This window comes from Methanomicrobia archaeon, from assembly GCA_016930255.1.
Lineage (GTDB): Archaea > Halobacteriota > Syntropharchaeia > Alkanophagales > Methanospirareceae > JACGMN01.
Genome location: JAFGHB010000006.1, coordinates 14292 through 40904, shown reverse-complemented (window position 1 = coordinate 40904; position 26613 = coordinate 14292). Strand labels below are relative to the sequence as shown.

General features: G+C 51.0%; 20 protein-coding genes and 1 tRNA gene. 7 read left to right on the top strand and 14 right to left on the bottom strand.

Annotated elements, in window-relative coordinates; translation table 11 throughout:
* Nucleotides 1–24 precede the first annotated feature (24 nt).
* The 4 genes from hisH to JW878_01140 form a co-directional block, all read right to left on the bottom strand.
* Entirely contained in the window at nt 25–630 is a 606-nt protein-coding gene (gene hisH / locus JW878_01155; GenBank protein ID MBN1761672.1) for an imidazole glycerol phosphate synthase subunit HisH, read from the bottom strand.
* A gap of 124 nt (nt 631–754) precedes the next feature.
* Nucleotides 755–1396: a 7-cyano-7-deazaguanine synthase gene (locus JW878_01150; protein ID MBN1761671.1), complete on the bottom strand. Its 642-nt coding sequence runs from the start codon at nt 1394–1396 to the stop codon at nt 755–757.
* Between the two features lie 23 nt (nt 1397–1419).
* The gene (locus tag JW878_01145; GenBank protein MBN1761670.1) at nt 1420–3018 is read right to left on the bottom strand and encodes an FMN-binding glutamate synthase family protein; all 1599 of its coding nucleotides are present in this window, start codon (nt 3016–3018) and stop codon (nt 1420–1422) included.
* 1 nt (nt 3019) lies between these two features.
* Nucleotides 3020–4138 carry a Coenzyme F420 hydrogenase/dehydrogenase, beta subunit C-terminal domain gene (locus JW878_01140; protein ID MBN1761669.1) on the bottom strand — a complete coding sequence of 373 codons (1119 nt, stop codon included), beginning with the start codon at nt 4136–4138 and terminating at the stop codon, nt 3020–3022.
* A gap of 191 nt (nt 4139–4329) precedes the next feature.
* On the opposite strand from JW878_01140, the gene JW878_01135 reads away from it, so the two are divergent.
* A complete protein-coding gene (locus JW878_01135) occupies nt 4330–4875 on the top strand; it encodes a ribbon-helix-helix protein, CopG family (GenBank protein MBN1761668.1) in 546 nt (181 codons plus the stop codon).
* 10 nt (nt 4876–4885) lie between these two features.
* Here JW878_01135 and JW878_01130 read toward each other — a convergent pair whose 3' ends face one another.
* Nucleotides 4886–5617 carry a diphthine--ammonia ligase gene (locus JW878_01130; protein MBN1761667.1) on the bottom strand — a complete coding sequence of 244 codons (732 nt, stop codon included), beginning with the start codon at nt 5615–5617 and terminating at the stop codon, nt 4886–4888.
* A 246-nt stretch (nt 5618–5863) separates the two neighbouring features.
* On the bottom strand, nt 5864–6595 hold the full coding sequence (locus JW878_01125) for a hypothetical protein (GenBank protein ID MBN1761666.1): 732 nt from the start codon (nt 6593–6595) through the stop codon (nt 5864–5866).
* 432 nt (nt 6596–7027) lie between these two features.
* Between JW878_01125 and truA the strand changes: the two genes are divergently transcribed.
* The 3 genes from truA to metG all read left to right on the top strand — a co-directional run bounded on the left by truA (nt 7028) and on the right by metG (nt 9202).
* A complete protein-coding gene (truA, locus tag JW878_01120; protein MBN1761665.1) occupies nt 7028–7879 on the top strand; it encodes a tRNA pseudouridine(38-40) synthase TruA in 852 nt (283 codons plus the stop codon).
* Nucleotides 7880–7961: 82 nt separating this feature from the next.
* Nucleotides 7962–8630 (top strand): DUF106 domain-containing protein, encoded by a 669-nt coding sequence (locus tag JW878_01115; protein ID MBN1761664.1) that lies wholly within the window; start codon nt 7962–7964, stop codon nt 8628–8630.
* Between the two features lie 236 nt (nt 8631–8866).
* Complete coding sequence (metG, locus tag JW878_01110) at nt 8867–9202, top strand: methionine--tRNA ligase subunit beta (protein ID MBN1761663.1); 336 nt, start codon at nt 8867–8869, stop codon at nt 9200–9202.
* Between the two features lie 57 nt (nt 9203–9259).
* On the opposite strand, the gene JW878_01105 is transcribed toward metG, so the two are convergent.
* The 6 genes from JW878_01105 to JW878_01080 all read right to left on the bottom strand — a co-directional run bounded on the left by JW878_01105 (nt 9260) and on the right by JW878_01080 (nt 22440).
* The gene (locus JW878_01105) at nt 9260–15451 is read right to left on the bottom strand and encodes a DUF11 domain-containing protein (protein ID MBN1761662.1); all 6192 of its coding nucleotides are present in this window, start codon (nt 15449–15451) and stop codon (nt 9260–9262) included.
* The gene (locus JW878_01100) at nt 15369–17669 is read right to left on the bottom strand and encodes a DUF11 domain-containing protein (protein ID MBN1761661.1); all 2301 of its coding nucleotides are present in this window, start codon (nt 17667–17669) and stop codon (nt 15369–15371) included. The genes JW878_01105 and JW878_01100 overlap by 83 nt, the downstream gene beginning before the upstream one ends.
* A gap of 573 nt (nt 17670–18242) precedes the next feature.
* Nucleotides 18243–19025, bottom strand: coding sequence for a formylmethanofuran dehydrogenase subunit C (locus JW878_01095; GenBank protein ID MBN1761660.1), 783 nt, complete (start codon nt 19023–19025; stop codon nt 18243–18245).
* 20 nt (nt 19026–19045) lie between these two features.
* Nucleotides 19046–20734 carry a formylmethanofuran dehydrogenase subunit A gene (locus JW878_01090; GenBank protein ID MBN1761659.1) on the bottom strand — a complete coding sequence of 563 codons (1689 nt, stop codon included), beginning with the start codon at nt 20732–20734 and terminating at the stop codon, nt 19046–19048.
* A 1-nt stretch (nt 20735) separates the two neighbouring features.
* Nucleotides 20736–22040 carry a formylmethanofuran dehydrogenase subunit B gene (locus JW878_01085; GenBank protein ID MBN1761658.1) on the bottom strand — a complete coding sequence of 435 codons (1305 nt, stop codon included), beginning with the start codon at nt 22038–22040 and terminating at the stop codon, nt 20736–20738.
* A 16-nt stretch (nt 22041–22056) separates the two neighbouring features.
* Complete coding sequence (locus tag JW878_01080; protein MBN1761657.1) at nt 22057–22440, bottom strand: tRNA CCA-pyrophosphorylase; 384 nt, start codon at nt 22438–22440, stop codon at nt 22057–22059.
* A gap of 92 nt (nt 22441–22532) precedes the next feature.
* Between JW878_01080 and JW878_01075 the strand changes: the two genes are divergently transcribed.
* Nucleotides 22533–23360, top strand: a complete 828-nt coding sequence (locus JW878_01075; protein ID MBN1761656.1) for a shikimate dehydrogenase — start codon at nt 22533–22535, stop codon at nt 23358–23360.
* Between the two features lie 490 nt (nt 23361–23850).
* Here the strand turns inward: JW878_01075 and JW878_01070 are convergent, their stop codons facing one another.
* Complete coding sequence (locus tag JW878_01070; protein MBN1761655.1) at nt 23851–24672, bottom strand: hypothetical protein; 822 nt, start codon at nt 24670–24672, stop codon at nt 23851–23853.
* Nucleotides 24673–24779: 107 nt separating this feature from the next.
* The gene (locus tag JW878_01065; GenBank protein ID MBN1761654.1) at nt 24780–25739 is read right to left on the bottom strand and encodes a replication factor C small subunit; all 960 of its coding nucleotides are present in this window, start codon (nt 25737–25739) and stop codon (nt 24780–24782) included.
* Between the two features lie 59 nt (nt 25740–25798).
* Here JW878_01065 and JW878_01060 point away from each other — a divergent pair, with 59 nt between their 5' ends.
* Both JW878_01060 and JW878_01055 read left to right on the top strand, forming a co-directional pair.
* Nucleotides 25799–26422, top strand: a complete 624-nt coding sequence (locus JW878_01060; GenBank protein MBN1761653.1) for an NAAT family transporter — start codon at nt 25799–25801, stop codon at nt 26420–26422.
* 89 nt (nt 26423–26511) lie between these two features.
* A tRNA-Thr gene (locus JW878_01055) sits at nt 26512–26585 on the top strand.
* Nucleotides 26586–26613: the final 28 nt, after the last annotated feature.

The following is a 26613-nucleotide window of genomic DNA, read 5'->3' as shown; positions in this document are numbered from 1 at the left end:
TTATTTATTTCTCCTTGATGTTGCTTAACATTTACAAATTCTTACGAAATTACTTAAAATGTGCAATCCTCGCTTTGATGATTTCTCTGGATGGAACTGAACGCCGTAGAGATTTTCTCTTTGAACAACAGCCGCTAACTGTCCGCCGTATTCTACCGATGCTACAATACGTTCAGCATCTTGAGGCACGCAGTAATACGAATGCACGAAATAGAAATAATCGTCCCCGGTTATACCTGCTAGTAGTTCCGAATGCCGTTTGAGCTGCAGGTTGTTCCAGCCCATGTGCGGCACTCTTACATCCTCAGGTAACCGGACAACGTTGCCCGGTATCAAGCCCAACCCTGTTTCAGAGCCCTCCTCGCTCTCATTAAACAGGAGCTGCATCCCCACGCATATCCCGAGGATCGGGACGCCTGACTCCACACGCTCGATGAGTGTCGCGGAAAATGGGCGAAAGTTGCGGACACAGTCATCAAATGCACCGACACCCGGCACAACTATCCCGTCTGCCTCTTTCAGCTCTGCAATCGCATCAGTCGGAACCAGCTTCGAATGATCATCCACGCGCTTCAGCCCGTTGTATATGCTGAATAAGTTGCCGATTCCGTAGTCTATTATTGCGATCATCCCTGTTTATCCACCATTCATTTATAGGTCTTCTGTGCTAATAAGTCAAGGAAATACTGGCGCGTTCCCTATCCTAGTATATCCTCATTGCGCTGCTTTCTCGTTCATCCAACACGCAGAAGCGTTACTTCACTAAGTTTTCTCGTAGCAGGTCGAGGACCACAGGAAAGGTCGCTCGATCGGTGAGTTCCGATGGCACTCCTAAACTCTTAGCAACTCTACTTACCTCGTGTTTGTACAGCTCCCTCAGAGGCTCAACAACCGTCAGGCCATTATTTCGTGAATCGATAAGACCAACCTCCTCGAAAATGTTGTCCTGAACCTCGATTCCATCTTCGGTCTTAACAACATCTGCTGCTGTTGTTCCTTTAATTAAATAATGCGCTTTCTCTTCTTGTACGATCCTTCCAAGGACCGCGTAGAATGCATTTCGATACACTCTCCTCTGCTCTTCTGGTTCGTTAACCCCCTTACACGCATCAAAAAATTCACGAGTGGCATCGACCTGCCGTATATTCACACCACAGTCCGTGAAGAAGTTCATGATGTTCTCCCTCTCGCCTTTTCGCATCAGGCCATCATCGATAAGAACTGCTACCAATTGATCTCCAATCGCACGATGCGAAAGAACCGCACACACACTTGATTCCACGCCACCTGAAACAGCTACGACTACTTTTCCATACCGAATCTGCTCGCGTATGGTCTTAACCTGCTCCTCTACGAATTTTTCTGGATAGAACATTTTTTTGTTTTTCACCTCCATTTCTCTTTCCCCTTTCTAATACCTCAACCAAGCAAAATACCTTCCAACAACTCCCGCTCTACTTCATGCATCATGGGTATACCGGTAACTTCGGACGCCAGCTCACTGAGCGATGCAAGATCTGTCCGGTCTATCAAATCCAGCTTGAATTTTCGAGTTCCTGCAAGTAACTGCTTCAATCCTAAACCGAGCCGTTCGCTGAGATAGGTATAGACACCAACAGCAGACCACGGTATCTTCGTTCCCAAATTCTCACCGAATTTCGTTTTGAGCTCATCAGCGGCGATAAAGAATTTATCTGGACTGTTTCCATATTTATTGGCAAAATCGCGCGGTAATCTACCCCTGGCTGCGAGATCGGAGAAATAACAGGCTTTCATCGCTGCTGTTAACGGCGATCGTGCCATGGTGATTGATTTCACGTAGGGCTTCGAGCCATCAAAGTTGCTCAGTGCTATCGCCTTGAACATCTGCGTTTCGTTAATGATCCCTCCGGCCATACTCATATCAGGAACGTATTTCCCTGCACGCTCCAGGATCTGAGCGCACTGCAATATCTGGGCTTCTAAATAGACCGTGGGCGTGCTCATTTCGTTCATCATCGGCACGGGGCTCATACCCGTCCCGCCGCCGGCACCGTCAAACGTTATGTAATCCACCTTCGCCTCGGACGCTACTTTCATTGTCCACGCTACGTCCACGGGCCGATACGCACCTGTCTTTATCGATACATACTTTGTGCCGATATCCCGGAGCCATTCGACATCCTCTATAAATCCATTTTCTTCCGGGAATCCCACGCGGCTGTGGCGCTCGAAGGTCTTGAAGAGCCCATCTTTAAACGCTTCTTTTACCGTTTCATTCTCAGGATCCGGTAGCACATAATACCCTCGCTTCTTCAATTCTACTGCACGATCCAGCGAAGATACGCGTATTTCACCGCCGATCGCCTTCGCGCCCTGGCCCCACTTCCGCTCTATGATGTTTACATCAAGCTTCGAGATCGCATATTCATCGACGCCGAATCGCTGGTCTTCAACATTCGTCTGCACCGCTATGTCACCGTATTTGCCATCCCAGTATTCCTGGAAGACTCGAACTCGCCGTTCCAGCTCAGGCGATTTCGTCACTTTTCCGTTTGTAAACATTGAATCCTTGTCAACGCCGCAGACGTTCTCTCCGATGATGATTATTATCCCCGAGAGCGCAGCACCGATGGCAAGCGCATCCCAGTTGTTCATGCCCACATCCGTAGAGCCGAAGGCACCGCTTGCCAGGGGCATTTTTAACGGGATTCCACCTATCTTCGATTCTATATCCACATTATGGAACAAGGCAACATCCGGGTCCGGTTCTATCCCTTCCGCACCTCGTAGGCGCGAGAGAATATTAAAATCTGACCAATCGAGTCGATAATCCTTGTTCGACGCTGCTGTACTCCAGCCAAACTGCTCGGGCTCAGGATACAATACTTCTCGACCTCTAAACGCTGACTTCCCTATCTCGCAGAGCACTGTACACTCCTTCACACAGATCGGACACATGCCGCTCTGTGTGTTCACATCTCGTCTTCTCACAGATGTTCCTGTGGTAGATCTCGCATTTGCATAGATATCTGGCATTTCAAATACCTCCTCTTAATTGCATGGCAAAAGGATAAGGAACCGTGAAACACCCGGAACAGATCTTCATTTGGTCTAATATCGCGCCGTAATTCCACCGCTTCTTATTGAACGCAAATCGTTCGAGCTCTTCCAGTGCGTCCGCATCGAGCTTCTGCGTTTCTATTACCTCTGCCGCTTCAGCCGCCTTGACGAGCTTCTCCCCTACCTCTGTTCGAATAATTATCGTCGTCCATCCGTCAGGCGAGCCAACGTGGCCCACAGATATATCCGCGAGTTGTGAGGTAGCATCTTCGCAGATCAGGCAGGTATCCCGCCTGCAGGGCTCTATCTCTTTAAGCGGGATAGGGACCTCTCCGTCCTTGGTCATCACGCACATGTTGCCATTCGAAACGTAAAAGCGCTCCACATCCCTGATGTCAATCCCTTTGCGTTCTGCTAGAAAAGAGACCAGCTTACGATGCCAGAACGCCTCGAAGCTAAAGACGCCAACCAGTAGTTTTACCCGATCTAACTCTAAAGCGGGGTCTCGCAACGCTTGCAAACGTCTCACGGCCTCTACATTACAGCCCGTGCCGACCATGGCGATAGTTTCGTAACCACTGTCAATTGCATCCCATACGCCTTTGACCATAGGGCACGCGGTGTATTTTGAGCCACGACCGAGCAACACTTCCTCGGCTGTGGTAGCGACAAAAGGCTCGGCTTTCCACTCTTCTGTCCGCGTCGCAATGACTGCGGCATCGATGAAGCCCGCCTCTAACGCGTGGTACAGTAACGCCGTCGTGAATCCACCATCCTGTCCACCGCTTCTAATGCCCTTATCCGTTGCTCGTGCGCTCAGTATCTCTTTATAGTAACCCAGAATCCGCTTTTCAGGCGAAGAGGCGCAGGGACTGAAATCACAGACGCCGTATTCCAACCGCGGGCACTCCTCCTCACATAACCGACACACTGCGAATCCGCGTGGACAGAAACTGAAACAGAAGCCCTTTGCGGCCGTTCCGCCACAGCCCTTATCAAACACTACTTCATCATCCTGATACTTCTCAAAATCCGGTATAAACGCGGCACACGCACCGCAATAGCAGCATACCGGAAAGTTCCGTATATCCCCCATGTGTTATAGATCTTCTCCTAGTTGCTCGACATCCGTCCTTTTGTTGGTACTTTGTTTTGAGAAGAGCCTTTAAACGAGTATTTGAGAACTTTTAAGCGCTCTTAATAAGTCTTCTGAAGCGATATGAAATTAGCAGAAAGTTTCTCAAAAAGAACTATATGTTCTGACAGGAACATCTCTTATGAGATAAGATGGGGACACTCGAGAGAATCACGGTGGCTCTGGATGAAGACACGTTTTCGCGGTTTAAGACACTGCAGGATGAATTGAAGATTTCACAGAGCGAACTCATCCGCGAAGCGTTGCGATTTTACAGCAAATATCGTGTGTTGATCGAGTCCGTTGAAGATGACAAGATGTACACGCATACCGAGATGCTTCGCGTGGGGGAGCATATCATCGTCGATATCGATCACTGGATCCTCTTCCTGAAGTTTATTGAGTCGCATCCCGCGAAAGAGCAGTTCTGGGAATTGAACAAGCCGATATACGAAGCGCATGCCGAGCAGTTCGGGCAACAAGGATACAGCGTAGAGGATGTGCTCAAGCGACTGGAAGCGTGCAATTACTTTACCGTGAACCAGGCGTCAGAGAACGACTACACGTTGATTATGGGTTCTGACGTGCTCAAGGGCTTCGTAAAAACGCTTCTTGAAGAGACCTTCGAGCGGATGGGGTTCCAAGTGAGTATAAAAGAAGACTTTGCGAAACTGCGGGTGAAGGTTGTTCACGATTGAGAAGCGGACTTCACTGCGTATCTCTTTTCTTCTCGCCAAGCGTATAGTCAAAAATATCTAGGCGCCAATAGCCATCCTCCAGTATCGGTTCGCTCTCGCCCAGCTCTATCCGATTCTTGAACAGCGGGCCGTCGATGACAAGCGAATGGAACTCGCCAAACTCGCCACAGGGATCAATCGCGCTGTTGAACGTACGTAACTGTGCTACAAATTCCTCGTTTATCGTCCGCCCGAGCCACTCTTTACCCATTAAATCAGCTTTCGTCGTGATCACAATCGCCTCGAATCCTGCGGCGATGAAGTCCGTTACGAGTTGCTCGGAATCGCGGTTCCAGAGCGGCATGATCGACTCGATATCCAGATCGCTGCAGATTCGCTGCACCAGGTGCTCGTGCATGCCGATATGCCCGAATATCGCGCCTTTTATCTCCGCACCGTTCTCGTTTAACGTGCGTATCACCTTTTTAAATTCCGCTTCGTAGGATACAAATTCCCGCTGAATAATCGGAACGCCCATCGCCTCTGACTGCGCGGCGAGCACGTCGTGGTTCAGGTTATGGGGTGCGTGTTTCTTCAGATCTTTGAAATTCAAGAGATGCGTGACGTTGAAACCGTCTAACAGTGCGTTATAGCATGCGAAACACCCGTCTTTGCCGCCCGTCCACGATGCCACTACGTTCCCTTTTTTACGCTTCTCGCTCGCTCCCGCTACCGTACCATTCGTCTTTGCTAATTGCGCCATCTTTTACTCACTCACTGCAGGATCTTGAAGTGCGACCTCAACATTAAGCTATTTGAGAACCGTTCAGAAAACTTCTGAAGATCGCCAAAGCGAGTAAAGGCTGGAGGGGTTAGGTGGGGGAAGGAACAAAGCGGCTTAGCTCGAAGTACGCTCAAAATCAGAGCCCCGCCCACTCAATCCTTTCTATTCCATTAACTGTTTCGGGTTTCAACTCCGTGTCAAACCATGCGCAATTGTAGAACAGCGCTACAGTTCCTGTGGGCTTACCGGTACTAAGTTGACCTTCTTTGCATCTTCGATATCGCGTGCATAAATGTGCAATGAATCGCTGTAATCGATTATTCGTACGATCTGGCAGTTATTCGGCTTGATTACTTCACGGTTAAGCATCTCGATAATGCAGACGATATTCGATTGCCACGCGGTGAACAGATCCCGTGATCGCCAGGTAAGATGAATATCCACCATATCCACAGGGATATAGCGAATTTGTATCCGCTGTAAGCAGGGCGGTGAACTCCGCCCTATATCAACGGGCACATACCAGGTAATTGCCTGGGCTCTATTTGAGGTTATATGCTGCCTGATCTGGTCAGCTAACGCGTCTTTCAATAACGCTATCTGATCCGAACTGTTTAAACCGGAAAGGGCTTCATAATGGGCCAACCGTTCGAAATAAAGATACGTGAACCGCTCCTTTACGGGCTTCGACCGGTACTCCTCTAAGAATGGTCTCGTGAACTCATTACAGTATTCCTCGACTCGCCTGAAGGGATACTGGGGGTGTAATTCGTGTGCTTCTATTTGCTTGATCGCGTTTCCCGTCATACTGATCAGCATGCACGCATCTTTTATCGGTTTCCGCTCGTCACCACCGCCGATGACCAGATCCGGTCCCTCACGGAGGATCGAGCGGATTGCTTTAGCCCATGCGTTATGGAAGTTCCGTTCTTCGATTAGCTGCGCAAGCAGTTTCATTTATGTGGCTTTCTCTCATCAATCAAGATGTTGAGTCCTACTATTATTTCGCTTACTATCCATAAGACTTTTCACATTCATAAACGTACCTCACTTTCGTTCCCCGCCACGCGAAGAACATCCCGAGAATCCTCTCGTCGCAGTTGTCTGCCTTGCGCGTGCGAGCGAATTCACCTGCCAGATCGAGAGGCGCCTTCCTTATCGAGGTATCATCCTCGAATCGAACGCGATGCGATCATCTGGAGCCCGTCTCATAGTCGAGCCACTCAATCGGCGTAGCGTACACCATGAGCTTTAGTGGTGCTTCCTGACGAAATAATTTCGGGACTCTGCATCACCACACATCTTGATATACTACCTACACTAAACCCATTATCTAACCTACCCTTATCCACATACCGTCTCACGAAGACAGGAATAGAACGAACGGAAATGGAACGAATAGCGCTTAAACTTGGTTACCTCGGCACGAACTACCACGGCTTTCAGGTTCAGCCCCAGTTCGCGGGCCCAACGATAGAAGGGGAGCTCTTCACGGCATTACAGAGACTCAACATCGTTGAAGATCGCGCAGTATCGAATTACGCCGCTGCGGGTCGGACTGATAAAGGCGCACATGCGCTCTCTCAGGTGGTCTCCTTTGACACCGCGAACCCCAAAGTAACTCCCCGGATGATAAACAGCCTGCTTCCTGACGATATATGGGTATTCGCACTTGCAAAACCCGCTTCTGAGTTTAACGCGCGCCGGGATGCGATCAGTCGTGCATACCGCTATTTCTTGTGGCTGCAGCCCGATGAGAATCTGGACGTGGCGCGTATGCAAGAGGCCGCGGAACTGTTTATCGGCACGCACGATTTCTCCATTTTCTCGCAGCCGCCGGGCCAGAACGAGCAAGAAGCCCAGTATTACTCGCCGATCCGGGAGATAAAACGGCTAGAGATCGTGACGGACAGAAACAGATCGTTTATTGCCCTGGATATAGAAGCAAACAGCTTTCTCCGTAAAATGGTGCGCAAGATCGTCTCAGCGCTGAAACTGGTTGGCAGTGGCACGAAGGATACGCAGTGGGTGGAGAACCTCGTGGAACGGCGGATAACGGAGCAAGTTGAACCCGCACCCGCATTCGGGCTCATTCTCAACGAGGTCTCGTATCGTGATGCTGAATTCGTAGCAGACGAGTATGCGAAGCTGAGAATAGCAGCACGACTGAAAGAGGCGTTGGCTTTTCACGCCACCACCTCAGCAGTGTTGGATGAGATGGTACGCAGGTATGTAGGATAATCACGGAAACACCCCTCAAAAGCAGCGAAACTTTATATTACCCCATGTCTGTTGTTCCTATAGGGCGAGAGAGGTACGCGAAATGGTGAACAAAGAGCGAGTTCTGCAGCAGCAAAAGGAAAGGATGAAGAAGATTTTGGAAACCATGCTCATGGCTTTGGGCTTTTTCATCCTGTTTGGCATTGTTATTATTCCAGGACTCCGTGAGGGACTGGGCAGCGCGTTGGGCGTCGTTCTCGATCCGCTCGCCAATGCCATAGGTCTCGAGAATTTCTTGATCACCATCCTCATCTTATCGGTGGTTACCGGCATTTACACGTCCGTCGTGCAGAAATACACGACGAATTGGGAGCTAATGGAGAAGTCGAAGCAGTACCAGAAGCAGATTCGCGAGCTGCAGAAAGAGCTGATGGAGGCGAAGCGTGCGAACAACAAGACTCTGATAAAGAAACTGGATAAGAAGAAGGAAGAGATAATGCGGAAACAAACGCAATTTTCCGGCGAGATGTTCCGGCAGCAGATGAAGCCCATGGCGTACATCGGTATCATCACGATCCCGATATTCATGTGGATCTGGAGCTACGTAGGCGTGAACCAACTGGGCACGGTGATGTTCCCCCTGCTCGGCGAGCGGGAGCTTGTGGCACGGTTTGCATTAGGCCTCCCGTACTGGGTGCTCTGGTATATGGTCTGCTCGATACCCATCGCACAGGTGATTCGAAAAGCGATCGGCATACAGAGCAGTATGTAAGTAGCGCGTACGGTTGTGTCTAAACTGAGCTGAGTCCCACCCACCGGACGCACGCACGTACCCGTTTTTGGATTCACCCACCTTTGTAATACTCTACCGTCGTGTAATACGTCAATCAAAGCCTTATTGATTGAGTGCCGTCAGGACGCGTTATCTACGTACCGTACCGTACCGTAAAAGGATAACCTTTATTGATCTTCAAGCTCTCTTAGTTAGCGATAAAGAGTGATGATACCATGGCAGATAACGAGCTAATAAACATGAGTGAGTTTGCACGACTCGATGTGCGTATCGGGAAGATCGTGAGTGCAGAGCGGATAGAAGGCAGCAAAAAGTTGATCAAACTCGATGTTGATGTTGGTGATGAGACGCGACAGCTTGTCGCCGGTATTGCGGAAGAGTACGCGCCGGAGGATTTAATCGGCAAACTCGTCCCCATTCTGGCTAATTTGAAGCCTGCGAAGCTCAGGGGTGTTGAGAGTCAGGGGATGATCCTGGCGGTGGATGTCGCCGGGAAGCCGATTCTATTGCACCCTGATAAAGAGGTGCCGGCAGGCAGCCGCGTGCGCTGACCTTCACGTAACCTTCACGTAACAAGAATAACGGATCCGGTGCGTGTGTGAAGACAGTCACTCAAATTCCCTTCTTCCTTCCTTTCTCCCTTTTCGCATCCGACCAATCGCGATAACCATCAAGGACCCGGTCAGGATAATCAACCCCACGGCATTTAACACCGGGACGGGAGTGATAACCGTAAGAATTGCCGAATCGCTTGCGCCCGGATATTCCTTGCCCTCTTCATCCTCAAACTTTTCTACGGTCGCGTTATTTATCAATACCTCCTCAAACGGCGTAGCTGACGATACTGAACACGCATAACGCACCCATTTAGTCTCGCTTGCGTTAAGTACGTCAATCACATTCGCCCACGCGATCTTTGTCGTTCCATTCGGATACAACGTGATAGTATCGGGATTTGGCCCCGGCACCCCATGCACCATCGTCGTATTGGGAATATAGCTCACATAGTTTGGCAGCATATCGAAGAGTGTTACATTGTACGCGGGTGCGAATCCGTCATTCATGATGTATATGGTATAGTTAACAAAGGCACCGGGAATGACATACGCTGGTTCGACAATCTTGATCACGCCGTCCGTCAGGTTGATCCGTGGTAACCTGATAACGGTTATGTTTCCTGAGGTGTCCGAATCATTGTGGAGCCCGCCTCCATTGTCATTCCAAAAGAGCTGCGCGAAATTCTGCGTCAGTATCGTACCGTTTTGATTGGCCGGGATATCAGCAACGATCGCCGTGAAGGTGACGTTGACAATCGTTCCACCTAAAAGATTGCCGAAATCGAAGGTGATGTTGACCGGTTGCGTTCCGTTGTTCGGTTCCGAGAATGAGAGGTTATACGTGTGGTTCGGGTCAACAACAACGCTCGCGTTATCAAAGATTAAGCCTTGCGGTAACGTATCATTAACCGTTGTATTCAAAACCGTCGCATAGGGCAGTACGAGAGAGATCCGATACCAGACGGAATCGTTAATCCAATGGCTCCTATTAAAGTCAGGTTCCTTGTATAGTTCTGCTTCCCAAACGGTAACGTTCTGGCTGTCGGAGTCATTATACTCATCCAAGACGGTCCGTCCTCCGAATCGTTCTTGGCTTTCATTCCCCATTGTCGCAGTGACACTCGTCCATGTGAGCGAGGCATTGTTTGTGAGGATATCGAGCGGACTGACACTCTCGTTTACTCGAACGGTATAGGTGATATTGAGTATCTGAGCAGGGGGCACATGAGCGTAGTACCAACTCAGATCTCTACCGACCTGGCTGAAGTTATCTTCCGGGGGATTTGAAGCAGTGTCAACCAAATCCGTTCGAACGGGGATCGTGTCATTTATCCAGACGTCGTACGCGTCGGCCGTGCTACTCGGTGTGTGCGTGACCGTGATATTAAAGGCGATGAGATCGCCCGCTTCAACATGCGTTACGTTCGCCGTTTTGTTTAATTCTAAATCCGGTTCGATTATGGTACTCGAAACATTTGTTCCGTTGCGATATTCACTGTCTCCAGCATCAATCCACGAAACATTCACCGTATTGTTTAGTTCTGTTCCATTTTGATTGCCATATACGTCTGCTACGATAGCGGTTATAGTAATGGTTAAATCGTCACCGAGAGAGTTGTTGAAGTCGTTATATTCGAAGGTAACCGTGACATCTTGCGAGCCGTCGTTTGGCGACGAGACCGTGAAGTTGTCCGGGTCCACGGGAGAACTATTATCATGATATATCAGTCCCCTTTGAAGAACATCCGCCACCGTCAAATTCAAGACGTGAACTCTCGGCAAGTCAACCTGCACCGTATAATTGATATATTCGCCAATGGTTGCTTTTGGTTTATCTACCGTTTTATTGATGCTCCAGTTGGTCGCACCGGTTAAAGTAGTTGCATTTACTGCATTATAGTCATCAAGTGGTGTCTCGTTGCCGAATCGCTCGTGGCTTTCGTTCCCAATCGTCTCGTCTACGCTCGTCCAGGTAAGGTTAACGAGGTTTCGGAGGCTTTCATTAGCAATAACTTCGCCCGTCACCCGTGCAGTGTACGTAATAGTGGGATTCAAGGTATTATTCGATAAGGGGATGTACGAATAGACCCAGCTCAAGTTCTTTCCAGCTTGGTTGAACGTACCCGTAGAGGTCTCTGCGAGGAAATTAAGGTGCTCAGGCAGCGTATCGTTCACCCACACGTCAAACGCATCAGCAGCGCTTTGCACGGTATGTGAGACGTTGAGCGTGTAGGTAACGACATCACCCGCTTCGACGACTGATGCATTCACGGATTTCTCGATCGCCAGGTCAGGCTCGACAATGAGCACGGTATCAGACGCGGCTTCTTCACGGTATTCCGTGTCGTTAGCATCGTAGCCTGTGAACTGGACGCTGTTGTTCTCCACGTACTGACCGTTCTGGTTCGCCATGATGTCGCGCACCACCGCTCTAAACACAATTGTTATGTTACTCCCGTCCGAGTTGTTCACATCGCCGAGATACCAGGAGATGTTTTGCCCGGCAACGGTCTCCACGAGCGTCTCGTTGTTGCCGCCCGCATCCAGTGAGATGAACCGGTCATAGGCCAAATCAGAGGGCAGCGTATCGTTTAGCGAGACGTTGTTCACCGTCACTTTTGGTAAGCCGACGGTAATGGTGTAGGTGAGATATTCGCCGATCGTTGCATTCTGCTTGTTCACGGTCTTCGCGAGCAAGATGAAATCGCTGGCCGTGACGGTATCTGAATCCGTTCGGTTATAATCGTCCAGGTCAGTCCGGTTGCCAAAGCGTTCGTTGTCTTCATAGGGATTCGTTTCGGGCGTGCTCGTCCAGGTGAGGTTAACAATGTTTTCCAGCGTCTCATTCAGTTCAATCGTCTCGTTAATCCGTGCTGTGCAGGTAACTGTAATAGTATCCGAGAGATTAAGCCGCGTGAAATACCATGCATGGTCCGCAGTTTGATTTGGCGCTGGGACGAAAGAACAACTGATATCCGCGAGCTTATCAGGTGCGGTATCATTGATCCAGAGATCGAAGGCATCCCAGGCACTTGCAGCGGTGTGATTCACGACAACGGTGAAGTTGATAAGGTCACCCGCTTCGATCACGGAGACGTTGAACCGCTTCGAAACCTGGAGGTCCGGTTCGAGAACGATTATGTCGCCCGAGGTGTTACTGAGCATCCCGGAGGTCCCGTTCGCGAACTTCCAGGAGACCATGGCGCTGTTGTTGAGGATCGTCCCGTTCTGGTTGCTCGGAACGTCCGCGATAATCGCGGTGAAGTCTAAGGTTATGTCGGTTCCGTCGGTGTTGTTCACGGTGCCGAGATACCAGCTCACCGTCGTTGGCTGCGTGCCGTTATTCGGTTCGCTGATGATTTCCTGGAACGTGTCGTTGTTCGCCGTCAGTGCGACTGATGTGTTATCATAAATCATGCCGGTGGAAAGTGTATCGTTCACCCAGACCGCTAAAACATTCGTCAGCGGTAGATAGACCTTGATGGTGAAGTTCACACCCTCTCCGATCGTGCGATACCGCGTCTCCTGCGGCAGTTTCTCCATCGATCGCGTGGTGTTCGCGGTTAGCGGAGCCTCTGCGGTATCGTTGTAATCGTCCAGGTCGGTGTAGTTCCCGAACCGCTCGAAACTCTCGTTGCCCGTTGTCTCATTGACACTCGTCCACGTCACCGTTGCGTTGTTCCTCAGCTCCTCACCGATGATCACACTCGCATTGACACGTACTGCATAGGTTATATTGACCGGATTGGATGCATTATACGAGAGCGGTACGTACCCGTAGAACCAACTGAAGTTATGCCCGGCTTGGATCGAGAGATCTGCAGTGGGAGAGGAGGTATTGGAAAGGATATCCAGCTTAGCAGGAACGGTATCGTTGATCCATACATCATAGGCATCGTGCGTGCTTTGCGCGGTATGATAGACTTTAACGGTGTACTCGACCACATCGCCCGCTACCACAATCGTCTTGTTGGTCGATTTTTCGATAATGAGATCCGGTTCAATGACGCCGACCCACGCGCTATCATAGGCAGAAAAGGTCTCATTGTAATCGTTCTTATGGGTCGAGTACGCATTGTTCCAGACGGTGCTACCGTTCTGATTGCCCTCAATATTGGCAACGATGGTCGTGAGGTTGATGGTGAAGATCTTGGGGCCCGTGAAGTTGCCCACGTCCCACGTGAGGTACGTGATGTTCGTAGCGGTGCTGATCGAGAGATTGGCATCGTAGGAGATGCCGCCATCGTCGGTGATATTCGAATCGATATAGACAAGGTTCTCGGGGAGCACGTCAGTGATCGTCACGGCGCTGTAATTCTCGGCGCCCCAGTACTCTGCGGTGAGCGTGAAGTTCGCATATTCGCCGATCGTAAGCGTCCCGTTCGGCACCTTGGTGAAGTTGAGCCGCGAAGCGTACACCAAATCGCCGTGCATGCTGTATATACAGCCACACGTGCAGTAGCCGGTGACCGTTACGTTGTTCTCCACGGTACCGGTGGCGTTAACCTGCGCCGTGATCCGTCGCACCCAGGTATCTGTGCCTTGGGGTATGTTCTGTCCCGTCCATAGGATCTCTTTATTTCCGCTGGGTAAAGTGATGTTCGTCGCTGAGTTGTCTGGACTCCCGTTAAGGTAATAGGTGGCGATGGAATGGAATGCCGTGCCGAGCACGTCCTCAACCGTGACGTTATACGCCGTTGCGTTGTAGCTGCTGACATTGATCGTCCAGCTCGCGAAGCCAACGACTTGTGTTGGCGGCTCCTTGTGAACGCGTATCTCCATGATTACCGGGTCAACGTCCCACGTTTGGTTTATAGTAAGCGGATTCAAGCACGAATCTGTATAGTTCACCACGAGCGTCTCGTTGGTGTGATAGACCTTCTCGCAGTAGGATTGGCTGCATTTCGTGTTATTTACACTCAAATTAATGGTAAGGAGTTCATTAGGATAGATGACCTCAACGTTTGTAGAGTTCCACAGGATGTAATTGAGATCTATAACGACCGGTTCGGGGTTGGTAATCGTGTGACTTGCATTATCGCTCGAAATGGTCGCTGAGGTGGGAACGTAATCATACCCGTTCGGTAAGTATTCCGTTATATTCAAAATTGTAGCGGTGGAGCCCTCGTTCTCAATCGTGAGTGTCATATTGCCACTACAGGTATCGAGTTCAGAGACTTTATCGAGCACCAACACCGGCTGCGTGCGCAACTCTGCGAGCGCGGATACGCTCTCCTTGGGGGGACAGCAGCCCCAGAAGATCGTTGCATTGTTCTCGGTATCATTAGTGCAGCCCGTTACCCGAGCAGATACGTTAATCGTGGTGACGTTTCCAATATTCATATTTCCAAGGTTCCAGACGAGCGGGTCACCTACCGTTCCCGTTCCACTAGTAGCAGCAGGACTTGTGTTTGCGGCATCATAGACGGTATTACTCGGCAGCACATCCTGAAGCGTGATATTCTTCGCCTCGTAATCGCCGTCGCTCGTTATCGTAATCGTCCAGTTGACGTAGCTGCTGTTATCCGCTATGGTGAAGGCCGACGTCTTGGTGATGCTCAACTGTGGATTCGCCAAATCGACCGTTAAATCGTTCTTGCGCTCTATCCCGAAATCGCCGCACAGTTTTGTGTAATTCACCCCGGTCGTCGCTGGACCTCCGGTGAAATCGCAGGGCCCGGTGACCGTCGCGTTAAAGGTGATGGTAACGGCCGTGCCGGGCGCCCACTGGTCAAAGTACCAGGCCAAGGGGTTCCCGCTCAGGTTCTCGGACGACGGTATCGCGCCCGTAACGTTTGCCGAACCTGCCACGTATTGGAGCCCGTCAGGCAGCAGCTCGGAGACATTGATGTTGTAGGCATAGGTCTTGCCACGGTTCTTCACCTCGATGAAGAAACTGGCATTCGCGCCGCATTCGTCCACCAGATCCGCTTCGTGGCGCGTCACTGCGATCCAGGTCCGGGGGATTGCGACCTGCGAGGTATCGCTCACGTTCTGGCACTCCTCGCCGCCGCAGCCCCATCTTGCGATGACGCTATTAGTGCGATCTTCGCAGCCGATCAGGGTCGCATTCAACTCGATGATGTGCTGCTGGTTCGGAGTCATATTGTGGAGCTGCCAGGTGATGATATCGTGGCCGCCAACGGAGACATTCGAGGTATTACCGGGATCTGCACTGCCATCGATCGAAGAGCTGAGATAGGCCATATCGGGATCGAGTGTGTGTATCGACGACCGAGACATTGTAGGCTGTGCCGTCTCCCTTGTTCGTCACATAGATCTTCCAGCTCACGTTCCGCTCGATGGCATACACCACCTCCGGCGTCTTGAAGATGACGATATCACCCTTGTCGAGCAGCAGTGGCGCGTCGGTGAAGCTGTCGTTCAGCGGATTACCGCAGTTGTCCCTGTAAGTAAGGAACGCCCGGACGCTTTTGTTCTGCGCGCAAGTCTTCTCTACCTTGAAGCGTATCGTGCCGCCGCTGCTGACGTTGTTCCCGAGATACCAGGTGAGATTGTTCCCCGTCCGATTCGGCTCAAAGGACTGCACCAAGGTACCCGATTCGTTGACGATCCCAGTGATGTTCGCCGGTCCGATGTATCTGAAGTCCGTATCGTTGTAGGTAATATTCATCGTGTCGCCGTTATAAGGGCCGTTCTTGCTCAGCGTGAGCGTGAAATTATAGATGCCGCAGGACTCCATCTTGTTGGGGAACGTCATGCCGATCGAGAAATCTGATCTTCCCACCGTCACGCCAACCGCCTCGTGGAAACTGGTATCGGCCCCACAGTCTGAGGGCGCGCCGGTCAGATCAAGATCAGACCAATCGACGAAACTCCCGGTGTCCCATTGATAAAGCGTATAGGAGATGGCGAGGGTAGTGCCATCGGAGAGATTGCCACAGGGGGTCGAGAGAAAGCTGAGATTGATGGGCGTACCAATGGTAATTGACGAATTTTGAATGCACGAGTCGTTCACGGTAAAGCTCGCGGTGCCCGTAGTTGAGCCACCGGGGAAGGTCTGGCCGTTCCCGCCACGCTCGGTGAAGTTAATATCGCTCCAGGTGAGCGCGCCCACGGTGCTGAAGTTATAGTGGGTGGTGTAGGTGATATTCCGGCAGTTCTTCTGCGAATCAGGGACTGCAATTTTATGAGAGCTGAAGATCGTGCCGTTGTAACATTCGACGAGGATAGAGACCGAAGCGCTCCCGGAGAGGTTACAGCCGCAGCAGTCCGTCACCTGCTCCACGGCCAGCGCGTTGGTGAAGACGTGACCGCAGTCACAGGGATCATTCGAAGCTTGGAGCGGGATCGTCTTATTCCAGGGCACCCCGTCTTCGAGTACCTGGTTTGACCAGGTAATGGTATGCGCGCTGCCATCCACAGTTCCGCTGGCATTATCGATCACGGAGAAATTCGCCAGGTACGTATCCGTGATGTCCACGGTGACGTTCGCATCAGGGCAGCTCCCGTTCGTGAAGGTAACCGAGAGATTATAGGTGCCCGTCTCACCGAGATACAGCTGACCGATGCCGGTTTTGCTCGCTGAGATGCCCGGGACGGTTGCCGAGTCAAGTGAGTATGAGATGAGCTTCGTCGGCGGTGCCCACACGTTCTTACACTCGTCCTCGTAGGTCGGCATAAGCGCTATCACACCACTGGAGGCATTGCAGGTGCCGTAGGGTAGTCCAAAATCAAAGAGCACAGTGTGCACAGAGTTATTTGCAACGCTCCCCACGGCGAAGGAAGTATTGCCCTGGTCGTAGGTGGCGCCGGATACGTTGGTGATCGCATACTCCGGGGGCATCCCGATCAGTGCAAGACTGACATTGGTCGCATTTCCCTCGCCGGCATTGGTAAAGGTGATATTCACGGTTGTGTTACCGCAATACGGTACGACAATCGGATCCGGTGAGAGGTCATAATCGAGCTCAGGCTCGCGATAGATGAATTCTACACAACCCTCCGCGTAGGGCTCCGGTACCTGGCATGAGCTGCCGTCGCTGCAGCCCCAGCGGCCATCCACATGATTATCGAGCCCCTCACAGGCGATTACGCGTACTGAAATATTGACGGTCTTGGTATCGCCCGCATCGATCTGCGGGTAGCTCCAGTTCATCCCGCCGCCGGGCGAATCGATGCTCAGGAACTCGAGTCCTGAGCTGAGCGTATCGTTGAGCACAACATTGTACGCAGGCCCGTCACCGGTATTCGCAATAGTGATAGTCCAGTTGACGACCTCGCCGAGGTGCGCCTCGACCACGGCTGGCAACTTGAGGATCTTCAGGTGCCCTTCGTTTACCACAATCGAGCGGGATTTACTGTAAGGAGTGCCACCGTCATACGTAATGTTAGCTCGCAGACGCTGCCCGCTGAGCGCTTGGCAATTGGTGGTCAGATTGAAGGTGAGCGTGATATTTTCAGAGGCATTCAAACTACCGTTCTGGCCACCGGCGATCATGACCGCGCTCAGGTTCCATTCCAGATGCCGGCCGTTAACGGCAGGTTCCGAATTTGAGGTGCCGTTGGGATAGGTGATGCTGGTTGAGTTTGCATCGTACGAGAAGTCAGTAGGTATCGTGACGTTCAGCGTTATGTTGCCCGCGGGATTGGAGCCGTCATTCTCTAACGTGACCTGATATTCCCAACTTTCGCAGACCGTTTACCGGCGTCGGTACCGTCACGGAAACAGTAATACCGGGTGAAGCAAGAGAGAGCGCGAAAAGCACCAGTAAACCGATATACCAAGGTGAAATCGACCTTCGAGTTGCTTCGCCATCATGATCTGCAGCGCACGCAGATGAGTAATAATCGCCACCTAAAGGGCCTTCTATTCTTCTCATACGTATCATTTATTATGAAGTGGAAGCGTTATTTAAACGTTTCGGGTAAGTTCAAAATCTCAGGAGTTGCTAGGAGTCGCCTTAATACGGAACAAGAGTGAAATTCAATGCGATCTCTGCCAGAGAGGCATAAAAAACAAGCAAAAAATAAAGAAAAAGAGAGGTGAAAAATCACCTCGATTTGCTTCGGTTTACTTTACGTACAGTGTTCCTTTTGCTTTCCGCTCGCCCATGGCGAGATCGCCGAGGTATTTCTTGTATTCTGCGCCATCCACAGCTGCGGTCTCGACGAATCTGAACGACGGCATCATCTCGGTCGTGCCCTTCACGGTAATCTCGCCACCGGTCATGTCAGCACCCGGCCACTGTGCGTCGCCTTCGATCGTTATCTTGCCGCCTTTCATGTTCAGGCCTGCGAGTCTGTCCGCGTTCCCTTTGATCAGGATCTCGCCACCTGCCATGTACTGAGCGGTCAGTTCACCTACATTGCCGAAAACGGTGACTTTGCCGCCGGTCATACCCTTCTCTTCGCCGCGGTACATCGCGCAGAAGTTGTCGTCCGCGTCACCTTCGATGATCAGCTCGCCACCGCGCATTTCTCGACCTGCCCAGCAGCCTGCATTGCCCTTGACCGTGATCTTGCCGCCTTCCATCATCGCGCCGACATGCATGTCAACGTCGCCCCGTGCCTCGATCTCGCCGGCTTTCATGCCCTCACCGATGCGCTTCACCCGTGCTAAATTGCCTTCGAGCACGATTTTTACGTCGTCCGCACTCGCAGCATCGCCTGCCACGCTCACATCGAACAGATCACTGGTGTTCTCTTGGCGGTTGCCCCACCAGACCTTCACCGCTTTGATCTCAGCCTCGCTCTTGCCAAAGAGCTGATCCGGCGTTAACGCGTCCAATTCAACCGGCACTTTCGCGATTCCGCTCGTAACAGAGTCTTTCAACTTTAACGTTATGGTCTGCATTTTTCTTTCCTCCTCCCTTTTTAACCTCGCATTGGCGCCTTTATCTCATATGGATTCGGCAGATAATGGTCCTGAACCGGATAGTTGTTGAACGTTACCGAGTAGTACTTATCGAACTTGTCCTTCAAGGTCACAAGCATCTCGTCCATCAGCGTCTGGTCGCATTCCGGCGTCACGAAAATCGTCTTCCCATCCGGTGCCGCAACGACCTCGCCGTCCTTCACCACGATCTCTCCTGCCTTGATCGTGTACTTCGTATTCAAGAATGCCTTCTGGATCTTTCCTGCGTCGCGTTCCTCAGGCGACATGTCGTAAATCGCAAGATCTGCGTCCGCACCAACGCCGAGATGTCCTTTGCCATGCTCATGCAGTCCCAACGTCTTTGCCGCCATGCCACGCGTGATGATTGCAATTTCATACAGATCATATTCGCGGTCGATTGACGGTAGCTCCGTTCGGTCGAAGATCACCTTATGTACGTCTTCAGCCAGCTCATCTCGCCGCTTCTTGCTCATGAGCATCGAAATGACTATTGGATACCCGATGAACGGTCCGGCGTTTGGATGGTCGGTCGTCATGGCGACCTTCCAGGGGTCCTTTGTCAGCAGCGCCAGCTCCTGACCGATTGCCCACTGAATGGTATTTACCGGTGATTTTCCCGAATACAAGAAAGGCGTGATCCCTGACCCTGTCTCGAGCTCTACATCGCAATTCGTCCATTTTCGGCCGGTGATCTGGTACAAACTGTATTCCATCGGACCGTCGGCGGTCATCGTCGTGGTATCACCCAGAATAATCGAGCCAATGTCAATGCTCATGTGGTCATTGGCGTTGATATAATCCGTAATATGCTTCGCTTGCGACTCGAAATCTCCCCAGGTCGTGCCACCGTACGAATGGAACTGCGTGTGTGTCGCGTGCATCGTTGGGCGGTCTCTATACGGTTTTATTCCTTTCACAAGGTCGTACGTGTCCGTTGTTACTTCGAAGTTGCCCGGATGTCCCAGCATATTTGGGTGCACGTGAATACTGTGCGGCATCTCGAACTTCTCGTTCGCCTCTGCTAAACCCTTTACGATCTCTGCGGGAGTGACGTCGAAGTAAGGCACTGCGTCATTGAGGTCACAGTTCTTTCCCCACGCCCATGCTTCCGTCCCACCGGGATTCACCACTTTAACGCCGTAACCCTTGGTCGCCTTGATCATCCAGGCAATGTACGCAGCAAGCAAGTCTGTATTGCCGCTCTTGATGTACTCCAGTGTCATCCAGTTGTTGTCAATGAGCGGCATTGCCGCGTTGTCCAGAATCGGGATATCTATCATCTCCTCGTGCGTGTGTCGTGCTGCAAGCGGTGGCATCGCCGCCTCCATCACAAAGGTGTATCCCATTCTCGCATACCGATAGCCCGTCGCAAACGTGTTGGGCACTGAATAGCCGGATTGCGCTCTGCATACCTTCGTCTTCGGCTCTAACCCTTTTCGACCGTCTTCTGGTCGCATCAACCGCCCTGAGTTAACCTTGCCACCTGCAATGTGCGCATGGATATCAACACCGCCAGGCATGACCACGCGTCCTTCCGCATCAATCACCTTCGGGTTCGAAACAGATTCGACGATCTTGCCATCACGGATGCAAATATCTTTCTTCTCGCCTTTTACGCCGTTTAGTGGATCGTAAACCACACCGTTCTTAATCAATAGCTCCGCCATTTTACTGCCCCTCCTTCGCTTTTAATGCTCTGACCTCCGTCAGTATCTGCCCCACAATCTCTTCATCGGTCGGGATGTCAGAATCAATTATCTTGCGCAGTCGAATTGGTATGTTGTCCATTCGATAGACGCTGCCCTCAGCATCGATTCCGCTCACTGCCACCGGGATAATAATATCCGCAAATTCTGTCGTCGGGTTCGCGAATGGGTCAATCTGAATGACGGGAATCTTTGCCATGTGCTTGAGCGATGGCCCCGGGAAGTGCGCACCTGGATCTGAAGCGATGATCATTGCCGAGTCGCAGTCCTCTCGCCAGAGACAATCGGTTGCCGAATCCTCACCAGGATTGTACCACGGATAACCTCGAGCCATGTCAATAGCGAACGGGAAGCCGGTCTCCCACGTTAGTACCTGGTTAATGCCAGCCACATTGTAATGACCTCGGAGTGGCATAATACTCGCTTTGGTGTGCAAGTGAGCCGCTCGTGTGAACTGGATCGCGTTCACAATATTATTGTGGCGCGCGCCCGTGTGTGTCACACCCATACCGAAGAAGGTCATCACGAACTTTGCCTCTTTTACCATCTTCGCAAGCTCTAACAGGGTTTCTTTCGGTACACCACCGACTTCATCGGGTACCACGTCCTCATAGCCACGGAGGATGGCTCGCAGCGCTGAAAACACCGGATAATCATATCCCTGCTTTATCTGCACGAAAACATCCGCCATCTTCGTCGTCATCGTCTTTCGCGGGTCCACAACAACCAGTTTCTTGTCTTTCTTACCTTCTTCTGTCCAGTAGCCCTTCGAAACATACGAATATCGTTTCATGTGGTTCGCATGCGCCTGCGCCGGGTTCGCACCCCAGTAGATGATGAGATCTGCTCGGTTCTTCACTTCTCCGAGCGTACACGAGGGTAGTCCCACATCCTGGATCGCCAGCACCGATGGCCCGTGGCAGACCGAAGCAGTATTGTCAATAACCGCACCGAGTTCCTCGGCAAGCGCAACGCCGACTTTATCAGCCTCACAAACCGTTGAACTCCACCCGTACAGAAGCGGTCTTCGCGACTTGTAAAGGATTTCCGCGGCTTTCTTTATCGCTTCATCATATGAGACCTCTTTTAGCTCGCCATTCTCTCGTATCATCGGGCTTTCTATCCGATGGTGTCCCATTAACTTGGCTTTTCCTACGGAACACGCGCCGCGCTTTACCTTCGTCACCTGGTTATTCTCTACCTCGAGCACGATGTCATCGCATACACATCCACACAATGAGCATACAACATCTGTTATTTCAGCCATTTTTTACCCCCTCCTTTTAGGTCATATACGTACGCATCAGTTCCTTTACTGACAATACTGGTTCCGCAGTCTTCTCTACCGTTCCATCGATACCCTTAAACGAGGGCATGCCGTTACCATTTGTATCTCCGTCCACCACCGCATTGCACCAGGGACCCATGGGAATGAAAGCCATACCCTCGGGAAGACCATCGTCCTGTTTTGCCCTGACGACCACCTTTCCGTACGCAGTCGTGACTTTCACAGGGTCTTCTTTAGCAACACCGAGTTTCTCCATGTCAGCGCCGTTCAGATCGCAGCGAGCCACTTCGGCGAAGTATTCGTCCGTAAGTTTGCTGTCCAGATTTTGGCCCTGCACGGCCGTTCTCCCACTTATCAGTCTAACGCTAATTCCCTCCATTTTTACTCCTTCTAATTATTTACTCAATAATGCCCGCACTCTACTTAAGCCTTTTGCTTTTTTACGTTTAAATGTTGGTACTACTTGTAGCAATGAAAAAGATCTACGGCATTCTCGGCGATCCGGTAGCGCAGAGCCTCTCCCCGGTTATGCATAATGCCGCGTTTGAGAAACTTGGCATGGATGCTGTTTATCTTGCATTCCGAGTAAGAACGCCCGAGCTTGAGGATGCGATAAAGGGCGCGAAAAGTCTCGGCATCGCGGGTCTTAACGTTACGATACCGTTAAAAGAGAAGGCACTCGTCTTAGTAGACGCAGACGACGTGGCAAAGAAAATCGGGGCGATAAATACCATTGATTTCAGCAGTGGCACGCCGGTTGGCTTTAATACCGACGGTATCGGCTCAATGCAGGTGTTGCAGGAGGCAGTAGGCGACTTAACCGGTAAAAACGTGCTTATTCTTGGTGCAGGCGGTGCGGCACGAGCAATTGCCTTTTATCTCGACGAAGAAGGTGCAAACGTAACGCTGGCAAACCGGACGAAGGAACGAGCTGCTCAGTTAGCTGCTCAGCTCACTAATGCGGCTGGTATTGGATTGGACGCCGAGCTCAAGAAGCACATCCAGGCTTCGGATATATTGATCAATGCAACCTCGGTAGGAATGCATCCACATGAAGATGCTACGGTAGTCACTGCGGACATGCTGCACCCAGATCTGGTGGTCTTCGATATCGTGTACAATCCGCTGGAGACGCGATTGCTAAAAGAGGCGAAGCACGCAGGTGTAACAAAGATAATACATGGTGTGAAGATGCTGGTCTATCAGGGTGCTGCGTCGTTCAAGATATGGACTGGGGTGGAGCCGCCGATTGACGTGATGGAACGGGCTGTTACGGATGCGTTGAGCCGGGGTTTGTAAAAGCTTAGCTGCTCTTGAAGAAGGCAACGAAAAAGCAAATAAAAACTATTAGGACATATTTTTAATCATGGACTGGTGAAGGTTCTTTGAAGGATTTTAAAATAGTAACGATGGAAGAATTTGAGAAAATGCTATAAAGTATGATAAGTGTAAATCATTTTGACGAACATACTGAGCCATAAAGCCCACATTATCTTAAGTCACCTCGCCTCCTACTTATTTTCCCCTGCTGTTTGCCAGCATCGGCATCATCTTTTCAAATTTGTGTTGTTCGTCTCAAGAATCAGTTGATACCAAAACGATATGTCATGCACATTTTTGTTAGGAACTTTAAATTCCATATCAACCATGCGTTCAACATCAGATGTCTGATACTTCCGGTCAGGTGACGGGTCTCTGGTATCACTTTTGCTATAATCTCGCAAGGCACAGCTTTTCTTCTTCCAAGAGAAATGGAGAAATGTGCGATGATTGATTCGTGGTGCGTAGATTAAGCTTCTACCGTGGCCGGCAAGATGGTCAACATCGAGTCTTTCTTGCGGCATATTGCGATGATTGATGTGAGTGATTGTAGAAACAAAGAACCAGTAGTCAGGCGATTTTGTACACTATCGATAAACGTCTTCATCTTCGTATAGTTGAGCCAGCCAAATCTGCTGCGATATTCTGACCAACTGTTCGTGAACGATCCGGATAACTCCGGCTTGAATAACTCGAGTAGAAGGTCGGCACTCACGCGAAGGAAGGGATTCTGTTCCTCATTTGTGATCACGAGAAAGTAGTCCCGATCCAATGGAACCCCTCCTATCAAGGACACCACATCTTCTAACACAGCTCGCTTCTTCAGTCGCCGAAGCGTCCCTTTCCGTTCATTTTTATAGGGACTGCGTAATACCCATTTCGGTTCAACGAGCTCTTTGGATCCGGTGTGATATTCGGATAACGCCATCGCCAAACGGTAGTCAAGTTCCAACTGTCCGTTGAGTGTACTATTGAAGCCATTTTGTCCACGCTGCGAACATGGCTTACATGCATGCACGAGGTCCCTTCGCTTTGCTTCGATGATAATAACAGCGCGGCTATCATGATACTCAAGTGCGATTACGGCATCGGGCTGCCCAAACTCTGCAAAGTCCGGTTCTATAATATAGTGGATTGCTACCGGGGACAAGCTACTAATCGGCGGTTTCTCAGGAAATTCCACAATCTGCAAGAAGTTGTTGAACGCCTCCGGTTCAGCAAGTTGGTGTAAATCACCAAAGAACGTAGCGATCAACCCTCGCTCTCCCCACATCGAGAATGTACTCTTCATCTTTTCATCACCTTTCACCCCTTATTTTTGGCTCTCCTCATTCGCTATACTTTAGAGAAGATGGTGGCACGCCGGTATATCTAACAAAATATTGTATATCCCACCATTTATTCCTTATCTGCAGCCAAACAAAAAGAAGCAATCAGCGCATCCAATTGAATTCGCTCATGAGCGCCCTCGGTAATCCGGTAGTCCGCTTCTCCGATGCGATCCATCAATTCCACCTTCTTACGAGCAGGAATGTCCAGGGTTATCACGAGTCGATGCATCTGCGCCACTATTTCGTCGCCTGAGATCCCTTTGTCCATCAACTCCTCCAGGATATCGAGCGCCTCAAAGAATTTTCCGTCCAAAGCCTTGGTTATCAGTCCTTCTATCTCTTCAGGCCGTGCTGTTGCTGTAATCTCATAAATCATCTCCGGCTGGATTACGCTGCTGAGCACCGCAGCACTTTGCAATGCGTTTACCGCACGTCGCATATCGCCCATCGAGACGTAGTTAATCGCGCGAATGACCTCTTCGGAGAGCTTCAAACCCTCCATACCCGCAATGTACTGTATACGCGCTGCGATTGCCTCGTAAGCGAGCGATTTGAACCGATACACGGAACATCGCGATTGTATAGGCTCGATTATCTTGGATGAGTAATTACAACTGAGAATGAACCTGCACGTGCCAGAATAGCGCTCCATAGTCCTTCTCAGTGCGGACTGCGCGGCATCGGTCAACGCGTCGGCCTCGTCGAGGAAGATGATTTTGAAGGAGGCGTTACCAATCGGCATGGTCCGTGCGAAGTTCTTGATGGTGCTGCGAACCACGTCGATGCCGCGCTCGTCACTGGCGTTGAGCTCAGTGAAGTTCTCGGACCAGGTATCGCCGTAGAACTCCCGTGACATGGCGACCGCCGCAGCGGTCTTACCAACACCGGCAGGCCCGGAGAAGATGAGATGCGGCAAGTTCCTGCGTTTGACATAGGACTGAAGGTTCTTTATGATCGCGTCTTGCCCGGCCACCTCGCTGAGCTTTCTCGGCCGGTATTTCTCGGTCCAGATCTCCTCTCGCTGCATCGGCGCTCACTCACTTACATACCCTTTTACATCTTCATGTATCATAAAGGTATTATACCATGGTTTCGTTCGATTCGAATTCAGCGTTGCTCCTGGTGAAGGCGTTTATCATCCTCATTGTGGTAATGGACCCGCCGGCCAGTATTCCGGTATTCCTCGCAGTAACGAAGGGTATGCGGGGAGAGGAGCGGCGGAGGGAACTGAATCATGCGGTTATCGTGGCTACGATCCTCCTGCTGCTCTTCGCGTTCCTCGGCAAGCTGATCTTCGAGCTGTTGGGCATCAGCCTGAATAGCTTCATGATCGCGGGCGGTATTCTGCTGCTGCTCGTCTCGTTTGATCTGTTAAAGGGGGAGCAGCAGTGCGGCGTGCTGGGAAAAGACGGTGCAGGGGCCGGAGTAGGCGCAGTTCCGATAGGGACGCCACTGCTCGCCGGGCCCGGTGCTATAACCGCAGTCATGGTGATCATCCAATCGTCCGGCGTTTTCGTGGTCCTTGTTGCCATCTTTTCCGCGATCATCGCGACACGGCTCGTACTGGGGCAATCAGACCGGCTTTTTGATATGATGGGTGTGGTGGGAACGGAAGTATTGAGCCGTGTGATAGGAATCATCGTTGCCGCCATTGCGATAGAGTTCATCGGCACCGGGATAATCGGAATGTATCAGCTCAGCCTGGTGTGACGTCATGCATGTATGCATGCAACGGCCCAGCGTGAGAAAGGATTTGTTTATTTATTTATACCTAGCAAAAAAGAACTAGTAGAACGAGTGCCTCGGTAGCTTAGCCCGGTCGAGCGATTGACTTGTAATCAATAGGTCGAGGGTTCAAATCCCTCCCGGGGCTCTTTCTTAAACCCTTAAAGCCCCAATAT